Annotated in this window: 11 protein-coding genes; 7 read left to right on the top strand and 4 right to left on the bottom strand. The window is 57.3% G+C overall.

The window, feature by feature from the left end; translation table 11 throughout:
- Positions 1-21 precede the first annotated feature (21 nt).
- Genes H1Y61_RS19150 through H1Y61_RS19120 form a run of 7 tightly spaced genes read left to right on the top strand, consistent with a single transcriptional unit; the run spans position 22 to position 8,972 of the window.
- Positions 22-1,050 (top strand): ABC transporter permease, encoded by a 1,029-nt coding sequence (locus H1Y61_RS19150; protein ID WP_180575079.1) that lies wholly within the window; start codon positions 22-24, stop codon positions 1,048-1,050.
- Entirely contained in the window at positions 1,047-1,907 is an 861-nt protein-coding gene (locus H1Y61_RS19145; protein WP_180575078.1) for an ABC transporter permease, read from the top strand. Before H1Y61_RS19150 ends, H1Y61_RS19145 begins: the two co-directional genes overlap by 4 nt.
- A 2-nt stretch (positions 1,908-1,909) precedes the next feature.
- A complete protein-coding gene (gene nikE, locus H1Y61_RS19140) occupies positions 1,910-3,577 on the top strand; it encodes a nickel ABC transporter ATP-binding protein NikE (protein WP_180575077.1) in 1,668 nt (555 codons plus the stop codon).
- Between the two features lie 25 nt (positions 3,578-3,602).
- Positions 3,603-5,156: a hydantoinase/oxoprolinase N-terminal domain-containing protein gene (locus H1Y61_RS19135; protein ID WP_180575076.1), complete on the top strand. Its 1,554-nt coding sequence runs from the start codon at positions 3,603-3,605 to the stop codon at positions 5,154-5,156.
- Positions 5,153-6,277, top strand: a complete 1,125-nt coding sequence (locus H1Y61_RS19130; RefSeq protein WP_180575075.1) for a DUF917 domain-containing protein — start codon at positions 5,153-5,155, stop codon at positions 6,275-6,277. Before H1Y61_RS19135 ends, H1Y61_RS19130 begins: the two co-directional genes overlap by 4 nt.
- A 2-nt stretch (positions 6,278-6,279) precedes the next feature.
- On the top strand, positions 6,280-7,356 hold the full coding sequence (locus H1Y61_RS19125) for a DUF917 domain-containing protein (protein ID WP_180575074.1): 1,077 nt from the start codon (positions 6,280-6,282) through the stop codon (positions 7,354-7,356).
- Positions 7,357-7,397: 41 nt separating this feature from the next.
- Positions 7,398-8,972, top strand: a complete 1,575-nt coding sequence (locus H1Y61_RS19120; RefSeq protein WP_180575073.1) for an ABC transporter substrate-binding protein — start codon at positions 7,398-7,400, stop codon at positions 8,970-8,972.
- 18 nt (positions 8,973-8,990) lie between these two features.
- On the opposite strand, the gene H1Y61_RS19115 is transcribed toward H1Y61_RS19120, so the two are convergent.
- The 4 genes from H1Y61_RS19115 to H1Y61_RS19100 are packed head-to-tail and all read right to left on the bottom strand — an operon-like array spanning position 8,991 to position 13,559.
- A complete protein-coding gene (locus H1Y61_RS19115; protein ID WP_180575072.1) occupies positions 8,991-9,467 on the bottom strand; it encodes a response regulator in 477 nt (158 codons plus the stop codon).
- Positions 9,464-11,821, bottom strand: a complete 2,358-nt coding sequence (locus H1Y61_RS19110) for a PAS domain S-box protein (protein WP_235680943.1) — start codon at positions 11,819-11,821, stop codon at positions 9,464-9,466. The genes H1Y61_RS19115 and H1Y61_RS19110 overlap by 4 nt, the downstream gene beginning before the upstream one ends.
- The gene (locus H1Y61_RS19105) at positions 11,818-12,468 is read right to left on the bottom strand and encodes a response regulator (protein WP_180575071.1); all 651 of its coding nucleotides are present in this window, start codon (positions 12,466-12,468) and stop codon (positions 11,818-11,820) included. The genes H1Y61_RS19110 and H1Y61_RS19105 overlap by 4 nt, the downstream gene beginning before the upstream one ends.
- Positions 12,465-13,559 (bottom strand): sensor histidine kinase, encoded by a 1,095-nt coding sequence (locus H1Y61_RS19100; RefSeq protein WP_180575070.1) that lies wholly within the window; start codon positions 13,557-13,559, stop codon positions 12,465-12,467. The genes H1Y61_RS19105 and H1Y61_RS19100 overlap by 4 nt, the downstream gene beginning before the upstream one ends.
- Between the last annotated feature and the right edge of the window lie 125 nt (positions 13,560-13,684).

Below are 13,684 nucleotides of genomic sequence, written 5' to 3'. Positions count from 1 at the left end.
GCGCAAAGAGGGAATGGCGGGATGATTTTGCATATTGTCGAGCAGATCGTGAGGCGGGTATTTTCCGTTGTCATGGTGCTGTTCGTGCTGTCTTTGATGATTTTTGCGCTGGCCCGCGTGGTGCCGGGCGATCCGGCCCGCATGGCGCTGGGGCCATCGGCATCGCTGGAACAGGTCACGGCGCTTGCCCGTGAAATGGGGCTCGATCAGCCTGTCCTCGTGCAATATGGCCGCTACATCACGAATGCCCTGCAAGGTGATCTTGGCCAATCGCTGTCGTCACATCGTCCCGTCATTCATGATGTTGTTGAATTTCTCCCCGCCACGCTGGAGCTTGTGGTGGTGACGGTCATTCTCGATCTGCTGATTGCCATTCCCCTTGGCGTCATCACCGCACGCCACCGCAACACCTGGATCGATAATATCGGGCGGTTATTTTCGATGATTGGCGTCACGGTGCCGTCCTTTCTGTTTGCCATCGGCCTGCAATTGTTTGCCGCGAATTTTCTACCGGGCTGGCCTTTGTTGGGGCAGGTGAATTTCGATCTACACGCCCCCGCCGGGCCAACCGGCTTTCTACTGGTCGATAGCCTGATCCATGGCCGGTTTGATGTGTTCACCGATGCCCTTCAGCATCTGGTTTTTCCCGCATTGGCACTGGCCATGGCTGGCATTGGCCAGATTACCCGCATCATGCGCTCGGCGATGATTGAAAATCAGCGCAAGGACCATGTGTTGACACTGCTGAGTTTTGGCGTGCCGGATTATGTTGTGACCTTTCGTTACCTGCTCAAGCTGTCGTCTGTTGCGCCCCTGACCATCATGGGGCTGGAATTTGCCTCGCTGATTGGCAATGCCTTTGTGGTGGAAATGGTGTTTGGCTGGGGCGGGTTTGCGTCTTACGGTCTCAACGCCATTTTGCAAAAAGACCTGAACGCCCTGATGGCCGTGGTGCTGATTTCCGGCCTGTTTTTCATCCTCGCCAATCTTGTCATCGATCTGGTTGTCAGCCTGATTGATCCGCGTCTGCGTTTTCGGGGAGGCCAATGATGAGCGAACAAGATCTCTCCGCCGGTTACATGAGCTGGTACCGCTTTTCCCGCAATCCTGCCGCCTTGATCGGCGCGTTGATTGTGATTTCAGTGGTCGTGATGGCCGTAGTTGCACCACTGATCACACTCTTTCCCAGTCACATCGGTTCTATTGTCGATTTTCGTCATCGCCACAATCCGCCAAACCTCACCAACTGGTTTGGGACCGACAAGGTGGGCCGCGATCTGTTCACCCGCACCATTTTTGGCTTTCGTGTCTCATTGCTGCTGGTGTTTGGCGTGTTGGGAATTTCGGTGCCTGTTGGAGCGGTACTGGGTCTGTGCGCTGGCTATTTCGGCGGCTGGACCGAGCGGTTGATCACCGGATTTACCAATATCATGCTGGCCATTCCGCCGCTGGTGATGGCGCTGGCGATTGGCAACGTGCTGGAGCCAAACCTGATCAATGCGATGATTGCGATTACGCTTTTGTGGTGGACCTGGCATGCGCGGCTTGTCTACCGCGTCACGGTGTCCATTGCCGGTGAAGATTTTATCGAGGCGGCGCGTCTCGCCGGTGCTGGCCCCATTCATATCCTGTTTCGGGAAATCCTGCCCAATTGCATTGCCGTGATTTCGGTGAAGACCACACTGGATGCGGCTTTTGTCATCCTTTTTGGCGCAACGCTGTCCTTCCTCGGTTTTGGGGTGAAGCCGCCAACGCCAGACCTTGGCTCGATGGTGGCCGATGGCCGTCAGTTTTTGCCGGAAAAATGGTGGGAAGTGCTGGCCCCTGGTGGCGCGATTTTCTACGCCACCCTTGGCTTCAACCTGCTGGGCGATGGCTTGCGCGACATGTTTGATGTGGAGGCGTGACCATGGCTGATCCCTTGCTGCGCGTGCAGGATTTGACCGTTGCCTTCTCTGGCTATGGCCGGGTGAACCGTGTGTTGCACGACATCTCTTTCACCATCGATGCCGGAGAGCGGGTTGCGCTGATTGGCGAAACCGGATCGGGCAAATCCGTAACCTCCAAGGCCATTCTTGGCACGTTGCCTAGCAATGCCAAGGTGGAGGCGGGCTCGATAGCCTATCGCGGGCGGCAATTGTTGAGCCTGCCATCCGGTGAACGCAACAAGCTGAAAGGTACTGCCTTTTCCATCATCATGCAGGACCCGCTGTCCTCCTTCAACCCGGTGTTTCGCATTGGTCGGCATCTGGAAGACGTGATGCATTATGCCGATCGCAATCAGGGCATCTATGACACGCCGAAGGGCCGCAAACAGCGGATTTTCGAGGTGTTGCGCAAGGTGCAATTGGGCGATGTGGAGCGGGTGTTCAACGCCTGGCCATTTGAGCTGTCGGGCGGCATGCGTCAAAGGGTGTTGATCGCGCTGGCGCTTTTGCATCAGCCGGATCTGTTGATTGCCGACGAGCCGGGCACGGCACTGGATGTGACCACGCAGGATGAAATCTTGCGGCTGATCAATCGGCTGGTGTCGGAAGAAGGTCTGTCGCTGCTGATGATCACCCACAATCTCGGCGTGGTGCGCCAGACGGCGGACCGGGTGATCGTTATGCAGCATGGCCGCATTGTCGAACAGGGGGTGTTGAAATCCGTGTTTCAGGCCCCGCAGCAAGCCTATACGCGTGAGTTGATGGCGGCGGTGCCGCCGCTCTATGGCGAGGGTGTGGTTGATCAGCCGGTCAGCGACAAGGCCCCGATCATTACCCTGAGCAATGTGCGTAAACTCTATGCCAAGCGGGCGCTGTTTGGCGCAAAGCGCGGCCATCTGGCGGTCAACAACATCAATCTTCAGGTCAATGAGGGCGAAATTTTTGGCCTTGCCGGAGAAAGTGGCTCTGGCAAAACCACGCTGGCGCGGATGATGATGAACCTGTTGCAGCCCAGCGATGGCGAGATTGTTGTGCGCGGCACGCCCAGAGATGGCGCTTTGCGCCTCAGCCAGATCGTCTATCAAAATCCCGGCACATCGCTTAACCCGAAGCGCACGGTGGAGCAGATTTTGGCTGTGCCGCTGGCCCATGTGGGCCTTGATAAAGGCCAGTGCAAAGCGCGCATGGTCGAGCTTTTGGACCTCGTGCGTCTGCCCGCCAATTTCGTCTCAAAATACCCGCATGAACTCTCAGGCGGGCAAAAGCAACGGGTGGCGATTGCCCGCGCCTTGGCCGCCAATCCGCAGATCATCATTCTGGATGAGCCAACCTCGGCGCTGGATGTCTCGGTGCAGAAAACCGTGATTGAGCTGCTGTTAGACCTGCGGGCAAAGCTTGGCCTGACCTATGTGATCATTTCTCATGATCTGTCTTTGATGCGCAATTTCTGCTCGCGCATTGTCATCATGTACAAGGGCGAAATCGTTGAACAGGGCACGCCTGCCGAAGTGTTCACGACAGCCCACCACGCTTACACCCGCGCCCTGATTGCCGCCATTCCGGTTCTGACCGATACGCAAGAGGCGTTGAAACCCACCATTAGTGAAGAGGAACGAGGCCGCTTTCTGGTGCAAAGCACCGGACTGTGAACCCGTTGTTGAAAGGAAAACACACGTGTACCGATTGGGAATAGATGTGGGCGGCACCAATACGGATGCCGTTGTCATGCAGGGCGGCAAGGTTCTGTCCGGTATCAAGGCTCCAACGTCGGAGGACGTTACAACCGGCGTGGTCGAGGCCATGGAAGGGGCCATCAAGGCCGCAGGCATTGACCGCAGCCTTGTGACCAATGTGATGATCGGCACCACCCATTTCACCAATGCGGTGATTGAGCGCAAGCATATGACCCCGGTTGCCGCCATCCGCCTCGGCCTGCCCGCCACCGCCTGCTTGCCGCCTGCCATTGATTGGCCGGAAGACCTGAAGCCCGTGGTGGGCAAGCACGGCTATATGGTGCGCGGCGGCTATGAATTTGATGGCCGCGAAATTTCGCCGCTGGATGAAGATGAGATCAAGCGTATTGCCGGTGAAATCCGCGCCAACAACCTCAAAGCCGCAGCCGTCACCTGCGTGTTCGGCCCGATCAATGCGGCGATGGAGCAGCGGACCAAAGCGATCTTGCAGGAACATTGCCCGGGCCTGCCCGTGGTCATGTCCACCGACATTGGCCGCATCGGGTTGCTGGAGCGCGAAAGTGCGGCGATCATGAACGCCAGCCTGTTGGAACTGGCTTACAAAACCGTGCGGGCCTTTGGCGAAGCGCTGAAAAGTGCTGGTCTCACTTGCCCCTTCCACATCACCCAGAACGACGGCACGCTGATGGCGGCTGAGACGGTGAAGGATTTCCCGGTTCTGACCTTTGCCTCCGGCCCCACCAATTCCATGCGCGGTGCGGCCTTCCTCACCGGGGTGCAGGAAGCCATTGTGGTTGATATTGGCGGCACGACCTCGGATGTCGGCGCGCTGCATCTGGGCTTTCCGCGTCAGGCGGCAACGGTGGTGGATGTCGGCGGCGTGCGCACCAATTTCCGTATGCCGGATGTGTTTTCCATTGGTCTGGGCGGCGGTTCGCTGGTGCGTGGTGAAGCGGAAACGGTTACGGTTGGTCCGCAATCGGTGGGCTATCGCATCACTTCTGAGGCCAAGGTGTTTGGCGGCGCAACGCTGACGGCCACCGATATTGCTGTGGCCGCTGGCCACGCCGATGTGGGCGATAAGAGCAAGGTGGCTGATGTCTCACCAGAGCTTGCCAAGGCAGCGCTTGCCCGTATCCATCAGATGCTGGAAAATGCCATTGAGCGCAGCCGGGTCTCGCCAGAGCCAATCCCTGTCATCGCCGTTGGCGGCGGCTCTATTCTGATGCCGGATAAGCTGGGTGATTTTCAGATCATCCGGCCAGAAAACTTCTCCGTTGCCAATGCCGTTGGTGCTGCCATTGCCCAGATTTCTGGCGAAGTAGACCGGGTTTTTGCGCTTGAAAATGGCCTCACTCGCGAGTTGTGCCTGAAGCAGGCCGAAGAGGAAGCCACGAAAAACGCCGTTGCCGCGGGCGCTGATCCCACCACCATTCAGGTGATTGAGCGTGAAGATGTGCCGCTGGCCTATCTGCCCGGTAATGCCACCCGCATCCACGTGAAAGTCGTGGGCGAGATGGGAGGGCAAGCATGAGCGCGATCATTTCCCCGAAAGACTATTTTGACCCGAAAGACCTCTGGATTTTCGACCGCGATGATCTGACCTCGCTGGAAATCGGCGCTGGCATTCTGGGCACAGGCGGCGGTGGCAATCCCTATATTGGCAAGCTGCGTGCCCGCCAATTGCTGGATGAGGGCTATACACTCTCGGTTCTGCCACATCAGAAAATCCATGATGATGCGCTTTGCGTTTCCGTGGGTGGCATTGGTGCGCCTGTCGTTGGTATTGAGCGCTTGCGTGAAGGCCGCGAGGGTCTGCGCTGCATCCGCGCGCTGGAAGCGCATCTGGATATGACCATTGACGCCATCGCTTGCGAGGAAATCGGTGGGTCTAATTCCATGGAGCCATTGGTCGTGGCCGCTCTTACCGGTGTTCCTGTCATTGATTGCGACGGCATGGGCCGGGCCTTCCCGGAAATGCAGATGACCACGTTTTCCATCTACGGCCACAGCTCTACGCCATCGGCCATGTGCGATGTGCATGGCAATGTTGTGCTGTTCCAGCATGCGGTGTCAGAGCTTTGGCACGAGCGCATGGCTCGGGCCTGCGTGGTGGCCCAAGGGGGGGCATCCACATTGGCGTCCGCGCCGATGACCGGGGCTTTCGTCAAGCAATTCGGCATTCCCAATTCCTACACGCAAGCCGTCAGCCTTGGGCAGGTGGTCAGGCTTGCGCAGAAAAACCATGATGACCCGATTGAAGCCATTTGCAAAAAGGAGAACGGCAAAAAGCTGTTCACCGGTAAAATCAGCGATTTGAAACGCCATTTGCGCGGCGGTTTTGTGCGCGGCGAAGTGCAGCTTTCCGGCATTGATGCCCACAATGGCGAAACCGGTTCGGTGCTGATCCAGAATGAAAATCTGGTGTTCTTCCACGATGGTGAGATGGAATGCTGCGTGCCGGACCTGATCCTGGTGCTGGATGTGGATAGCGGCGAAGCCATCACCACCGAAATGCTGCGCTATGGCCAGCGCGTCGCCATCGTTGCCTTGCCGTGCCATGGGCTGTTGCGCTCACGCGAAGCACTGGATGTGGTTGGCCCCAAAGCTTTTGGGCTGGATGGCATTGTCTACACCCCGATGAAAGGATCGTGATCATGGCCTATCAGGTGCAAGAACATGATCTGGAGGCCATTGCCCTTGGCGGTGCCTATCTCGGCACGGGCGGCGGCGGCGATCCCTATATTGGCAAGCTGATGGCACAAGCGGCCCTTCGCGAGCATGGGCCAGTCACAGTGGTTGCCGCAGATGAAGTGGATGACGACACCCTATGCATTTCCGTCTTCATGATGGGTGCGCCCACCGTGATGCTGGAAAAACTGCCATCTGGTGCGGAAGTGCTGAAAGCCCTGCATGAGCTGGAGCAGTTTTTAGGCCGCAAAGCCGGAGCCATTCTTTGCGTTGAGGCGGGCGGGTTGAACTCCACCATTCCCTATATGGTCGCGGCTGTGACTGGTCTCCCCTTGGTGGATGGTGATGGCATGGGCCGGGCTTTTCCGGAATTGCAGATGGTGAGTTTTACCCTGCATGGGATCTCGGCAAGCCCGCTGGTTTTGGCCGATGACAAGGGCAATTCCTCGTTGTTTTCCGCCGTTTCCAATTTGTGGACTGAGAAAATGGCCCGCGCCGTGACCATTCAAATGGGTGGTGCCGCGTTGGTTGCCGCCTATGCCATGAGTGGCAAGCAGATGAAGCAGGCGCTGTTGCATGGCACGATGACGCAGATCCGTACTATAGGCGAGACCATTTTGAATGAACGTGCCCGCTCCCGCCATGCCGGAGCGGCGCTTCGGGAAAAACTCGGTGGAACCCATCTCTTCACCGGACGCGTGGTGGATGTGGAGCGCGCCACAACGGGTGGCTTTGCCCGTGGAAAGCTGATCTTGCGCGGTGTGGATCGCTTTGCAGGCCAGCGTTTTGCCGTGCATTTTCAAAACGAGTTTCTGTTGGCCGAGGGTGAAAATGGCGAAACCGTCTGGGCAACGCCCGACCTGATCTGCGCCCTTGATGCCGATATGGGCCTGCCTGTCACCACCGAACAGATGCGCTACGGCTTGATGGTGGAATTCACCGGCATCCCCGCCGATCCGCAATGGCATACGCCAGAAGGACTGGCGCTCGCGGGGCCGGGCTATTTTGGCTACGGCGACAGCGCAAAGCCACTCTCTGCATGATTTTTTAAAATACAGCGAACTGTCAAAAAAAGGGGAATGAGATGAACGCAACACAGACTTTAAGGCACCTTGCTGTGGTTTTGGCGATGGGAACCGCCATTGTCGCGCCACACGTGGCCATGGCAAAAACCTCCACCGTGATGAATGTAACGCAGGTGTTTGGCACCATCGATCCGGCCAAGATCACCGATTACACCCAGTATCTGGCCGCTGTTAACCTTTACGATGGTCTGACCACCGTGGACAGCACCGGCAAGATCATCCCGGAACTGGCCGAGAGCTGGGATGTGTCCAGCGATAACCTGACCTACACCTTCCATCTGCGCAAGGACGCAAGTTTTCAGGATGGCTCTCCGGTTGAGGCCAAGGATGTCGTCTATACTGTCCAGCGCCTGCTGGCGATCAACAAGGGACCGGCCTATCTATTTGCAACGCTGATCAACCCCGACAATGTGAAAGCGGTGGATGCCCACACCGTGACCATCACCCTCAATAAGGTCTATGCGCCATTCCTGACCACCACACCGCTTCTGCTTGTCATCAACGAGGATGCCGTCAAGGCCGCTTCCAAGCAGCCCTGGGGAGAGAATGTTGTTGGCGAAAAATCCATGGGGGCAGGGCCTTATGTGCTGTCCAGCTGGCAGCGCGGCTCGGAAATGGTCATCAGCCGCTATGAAAAATATTACGCGGGCTGGCCAACAAACCCGATTGATGAAGTGCGCTTTGTGCAGACCAATGACGAGGCAACCGTCAAGGCGCTTGCCACATCAGGCCAATTGGGTATTTCGTCCACCACACAAGCCAACGAGACCTATGATGCTTTGGCCAAAACCGACGGTTATGTGGTGCAGACCACGCCAACGGCCACCGGTTTTTATTTGAAACTCAACACCAAAGCCACGCCGACAGACGATGTGCATGTGCGTCGCGCCTTGCAATATGCCACCGATTACAAAACCATCCAGACGCAGATCATGACCGGTGACACGCTGGCGGGGCCGCTGGCTCCGGTGTTCAAGGATGCCTATCTCGATACGCTGAAAGCGCCCGAATTTGATCTTGAAAAGGCCAAGGAGGAACTTGCCCAATCCAAATACGCGGGAAAGCCGATCAAGCTGACGCTGACCTACGTGGCAGGCCTGTCGTTTGAAGAGGATATCGCACTTCTGATGCAGTCCAATTTACAGCAGATCGGCGTGGATGTGGACATCAAACCCGAACCCTGGAATCGCATCACCGAACTGGCCGCCAAGCCGGAAACCACGCCTGCGGCCACGCAAGTGTTCTATGGCCCAACCTATCCGTCGCCGGATAGCGTGTTCTACGTGCAATATCACTCCAAATCAGCGGGAACATGGGCCTCAATGGAATGGTTGCAGGATGCCGAGGTCGATAAATTGATCGATGAGGCCCGCTCCACCACCGACAGTGCCAAGCAGAATGCGATCTACAAGGAGATTCAGCAGGCGATTTCTGATAAGGCACCGGACGTGAATTTGCTGACGAAAGTGCAGAAGGTGGCCTTCAGCAAGTGCATCTCTGGCTATAAATTTGTGCCAATGCAAAGCTGGGATTATAATTTTCACAATCTGACATGGACGTGCCCGGCCAAATAATCCGGGGTCTGTTTGCGACTATTTCAACCCTGGAAAATCGTTAGGCTGGGTAGCCGGATTTTCCAGGGTTGCCGTCTTCAACGCCTTGAACAGAAAGCGCGTTTCCAAAAGATTGACGATACGCAAAACCGTCTCCACCGTATCGATCGGCTTGACCAGGAAGTCCTTTGCGCCCAGGGAGAGGGCGCGGCGGCGTGTTTCTGTTGTCACGTCGGCTGTCAGCACAAGGATGGGGATGAAATCATCCGGTCCGATCAGCCGCGTGAATTGGTCAAGCAGGGCAAAACCATCCAGATGCGGCATCAGAAGATCGAGCAGGATAATATCGGCTTTGTGCCTTGTAAAAAGAGCGGTGGCCTCGCGCGGGTCGGTGGTCGATGCAATCCGGTCGAAACGCTCGCGCCGCAAAAGCCTTTCCAACAGGGCAATATTGGCGGGTTCGTCATCGATGATCAGTATCTGCGCCGCTGAGGCAAGGTCGAAGGGAAAATTCACGTCAGAACCTCATCCAGGGTTTTCATCAGGCGACGCACATCCAGCGGTTTGGTCATGTAATGCGTTGCGCCTTTTTCCATCGCCAGCATGCGTGTTTTTTCCGTGGCATCCGCGCTTATCACAACGACCGGGGTGGTTTGCGTCCGAGGATCTGAACGCAAGGCGGCAAGCACCGATAGCCCATTCATGTCAGGCAGATCGACATCGAGCAAAACAAGATCGGGACGGTGCTCAAAGGCAAGCGTCAGACCGAGACCACCCAACATGGCCGGAATGATCCTGGTCTTTAAACGGCGGCTTACGAGGTTCTCGATCAGGTTGAGATTGACAAGATTGTCCTCAATGCAAAGGACCGTGGCTTTGCCTGTCGGTCCGCTTGCCACTGCCCGTTTCTCGTCCGTTTTCACCGCCTCTGCTACGGCGTAAGGGGCGTGTGACACGGGAATATGGATGGAGAACACCGAGCCGGTCGCGTCACTCTCGGTCAAGAAAAGATCGCCATCCATGGCCTGCATCAGATTGACCGACAGGGCAAGGCCAAGGCCTGTGCCGGTCGTTGCATTTCGGTCGGCACCGAGCCGCTCGAACGGCTTGAAGAGCCGGTCTCTATCCACATCCGCAATTCCGCAGCCCGTGTCGGCAATATCAATTGCGATCATGGTGTTAGTCAGTAATTGAGCGGATAATCGGATCTCACCACCATCCCTGTTGAATTTCACCGCATTTGAAAGCAGGTTCAGTAGCACTTGCAAAAAACGGCGACGATCCACCGCGACAATGGTTTGGCCCGCTCCCTCTATCTCCACTCTGATCGTCAATCGCTTCGGTTCGGCCAAGGGAGCCGCCAGGGCAATGGCTTCCGTGACGATATCGTCCAATCCGACCGGCTCTATCAACAGTTCCATGCGGCCCGCCTCGATCCGGGCGATATCGAGAACTTCATCGATCAGGCTGAGCAGATGCCGTCCAGCTCTGAGGATTTGCGCCAGACTTTCGCGCATGTCCCGATCTTCGATGTCCATATCGAGGATCTGTGCAAAGCCCAGAACGGAATTCAGCGGCGTGCGCAATTCATGGCTCATGCGCGACAGAAACTCGCTTTTGGCTTGGCTGGCCCGTTCTGCGTCGCGCCGTGCCGTCAGCAGTGCCTCTTCGGTTCGTTTCCGGTCCGTTACATCGCGGGTAATCTTGGAAAAGCCCCGCAATTGGCCCTGTTTATCGCGCAGAGCTGTCATCACCACATTGGCCCAGAAGCGGCTGCCATCCTTGCGCAACCGCCATCCTTCGTCTTCGACGCGGCCAAAAGCGGCGGCTTGCGCCATTTCCTGAAGCGGCCGTGTGTCTCGATGCTCGAGAGGGTAGAAGCGAGAAAAGTGCTGGCCGATGATTTCGTCCGCACGATACCCCTTGATACGCTCTGCACCGGCATTCCAGCTCACCACAGTGCCATCGGTATCCAGCCCGAAAATACCATAGTCATGGACGCCATCGACGAGCAGCCGGAAGCGTTCCTCGCTTTCCCGCAGGGCCTCTTCGCGCGCCGTCAGCAGGCGGCTTGCCTCTTCGAGGGCGCTCGACAATTCGCCAATTTCGTCCGTTGCATGTTCTGCCAGTCTCAGGCTTTGGCCCTGGGCGAGGCGGTTGGCGGCCTGTTTCAGCCTATCGACCCGCCGGACAATGCCTTTCGACATCAGGACGATGGCACCGATGCATCCGATGACACCAGCGATCGCGCCCAATAGGGTAATTCTTTGCGACAGCGCCCGGATTTCATCGGCCTTTGCCGTTCGTTGCGCCAGAAGGGCGTCCTCCCTTAGCCGCATCTCGGCAATCTGAAGACGCAATTCGTCCAGGAAGGCTTTGTTGGAAATCAATGTCTGCCGCAAAGCTTCCGGAATCTGGTTATTCGAAACCGAACCTTGCATCAGGGAGGCAAGACCCTTCAGCTTTTTGTCAACCAGAGGCTCCATCCGGTTCAGCCGCTCAAGCTGTTCCGCATCAATGATCAGTGGCCGCATTGCGGCAAACACCGCAGGCAATTCCGTTACGGCTTTCTTGTAGGGGGCCAGAAACGTCTCATCGCGGGTGAGAAGATATCCTCGCACGCCGGAGGCACCTTCGGCCAGCAAAGCGTGCAGCTCCAGAATGTCCTGTTGAATGGCGAAGGTGACGCGCACGTAATTTTCTGCCTTTCGGCTTTCACGGTCAGCGAGAAAGACGGAGCCGAGGGCAATGAGAAGACAGGCCAGAGGCAATGCGATTACGATCAGGCCTTTGACGGCCAAAGGCTGGTTGAGAAAGCGAAAGCGACTGTTGGCGGAGATCATCGTCTTTGCCGGGAACTCCGTCATCATGCCTCACCCTCAACCAATCCGGCCTGGGCTGCCAGCACCGCTGCCTGGGTTCGATCGCCCACCCGCAATTTCGCAATGATGCGCTCGACATGAACCTTGACCGTGCCCGGAGCGATGGACAGTCTGCGGGCGATTTCCTTGTTGGTCGCGCCCCGCGCCACTTCCTGTAAAATTTCCCGCTCACGGGTGGTCAGTTGAGAAATAGCGTCCTCGGCTGGCGATGTACGCGATACGCGGGTCAGCATCCGCCGCACCAATCCGGTATCGAAAAATTCCTGGCCGTCCAGAACGGCCCGGATCATCCGCAGCAATGTATCACGCCGCACATCCTTCAGCGCGTAGCCACTGGCTCCGGCCTTGACCGCCGCCTCCAGATAGTCAAGGCTGTCATGCATCGTCAGCATCATAATCCGCGTCGAGGGAGATACGCGGCGGATTTCTGTCGCTGCCGCCAACCCGTCCATCGGTGTCATCCGGACATCGAGCAAGGCGATGTCAGGCAAAAACTGTGCGGCAAGCGCGATCGCTTCCAGGCCGTCCCGTGCTTCGGCCACGACCTCCACGTCCGGCGCACCCGACAGCACCGAAATAATGCCGGATCGGGCCAGATCATGGTCATCAGCAATCAGAATACGCGCTTTGGTCATCGGCTTTCGCCTTTGCCGGTCAGAGGAACCCGGGCAATCAGCCTTGTGCCTTGATTGGGGGCGCTGATGATATCCAGTGTGCCATTGACAAGCGATAGTCGCTCTTGCATTGCCGACAGACCGATCCCGAAGCCACGGACGGGTTTGTTTTCGCCTTGCCCTGCGGAAAGGGGAAAACCGCAGCCATCGTCATTCGCCTCAAGGATGAGGTGGTCGGCATCGATCCGCAATTGCAGACGCAGGTTTTGGCAGCCCGCATGCTTCCTGGCATTGGTGATCGCTTCCTGCGCGACACGATAAAGAACGATCTCAATGGCTTGAGGCAGACGGCCATCCGGTAGCCGGTTGTCCAGCCGACAGGCGATTTCATCGACGGTGTCGAGCTTTCCACTGATGGCGGCTGGCAGGCCAAGGTCATCGAGTTCGGCGGGCCGCAAGTCGGCAATCGCGTGGCGGATATCCTGGATCGCCATGCGGGCAATCTCGCTGCATTGATCGACCCTTTTTGCAAGGACCGTTGTCAAGCCCGGATCAGCTTCCAATGCCTGTAAGTGATGCAGCAGACTGACAAGGGTCTGGGCCACGCCATCATGCAGGTCATAGGCAATATGGGCGCGCTCCCGTTCCTGTGTGGTGAGAATGGCGGCGACCAATTGCGCAAGCTGCTTTTCGCGCTCGGCAAGCATCAGGAGCAGCGCTTCCCGCTCCTGTTCTCTGTCATCGGCGAAAACGGCTGCGGCGACAAGGTCGGCGACGATCTGAAGGCTGGTTTTATCCTCGTCGCCCATCCTTGCGATGGCCTGATCCTCGAAGATGACGAGCACCCGGCCATCCTTACTGGCCATGGCGTTATCGGCAATCGTCTGGTGTTGATCTGTTGGGTCGCGCAAATGAATTGCCGCACCGCCGCAAAAGCTGCCGATCAATCTGGTGATATCAGTGATCGCCCGGGGGAGAGGGTACTGATCAAGGCTGGCGCGTGTTTCGACGATGAGACGCAACCGGCTGGCCCGGGCTTCCGCCTCCCGGTAAAGTTTCCGCAATTCCTGGATGGGAGAGGCAATGTGTTCCGGGTCCGTCGCGGTCGTCATTCGTCATCATGCTCCTGTATCAAGGCGCGTTCAGGTATCCGAGGGGAGAGATAAGAAATCATGGGACCAGTTTACATAGGCCATTCGGCATATCCTTTCGACACCATGCGGCAGACGTAACGGCT

This window comes from Agrobacterium vitis (assembly GCF_013426735.1).
GTDB lineage: Bacteria > Pseudomonadota > Alphaproteobacteria > Rhizobiales > Rhizobiaceae > Allorhizobium > Allorhizobium vitis_D.
This window is presented reverse-complemented; position numbering and strand designations above follow the sequence as displayed.

Coding starts and splice junctions, on each gene's coding strand:
- H1Y61_RS19150 (WP_180575079.1), top strand. CDS start 22: ATGATTTTGCATATTGTCGAGCAGATCGTGAGGCGGGTATTTTCCGTT.
- H1Y61_RS19145 (WP_180575078.1), top strand. CDS start 1,047: ATGATGAGCGAACAAGATCTCTCCGCCGGTTACATGAGCTGGTACCGC.
- nikE (WP_180575077.1), top strand. CDS start 1,910: ATGGCTGATCCCTTGCTGCGCGTGCAGGATTTGACCGTTGCCTTCTCT.
- H1Y61_RS19130 (WP_180575075.1), top strand. CDS start 5,153: ATGAGCGCGATCATTTCCCCGAAAGACTATTTTGACCCGAAAGACCTC.
- H1Y61_RS19125 (WP_180575074.1), top strand. CDS start 6,280: ATGGCCTATCAGGTGCAAGAACATGATCTGGAGGCCATTGCCCTTGGC.
- H1Y61_RS19120 (WP_180575073.1), top strand. CDS start 7,398: ATGAACGCAACACAGACTTTAAGGCACCTTGCTGTGGTTTTGGCGATG.
- H1Y61_RS19110 (WP_235680943.1), bottom strand. CDS start 11,821: ATGATGACGGAGTTCCCGGCAAAGACGATGATCTCCGCCAACAGTCGC.
- H1Y61_RS19105 (WP_180575071.1), bottom strand. CDS start 12,468: ATGACCAAAGCGCGTATTCTGATTGCTGATGACCATGATCTGGCCCGA.
- H1Y61_RS19100 (WP_180575070.1), bottom strand. CDS start 13,559: ATGACGACCGCGACGGACCCGGAACACATTGCCTCTCCCATCCAGGAA.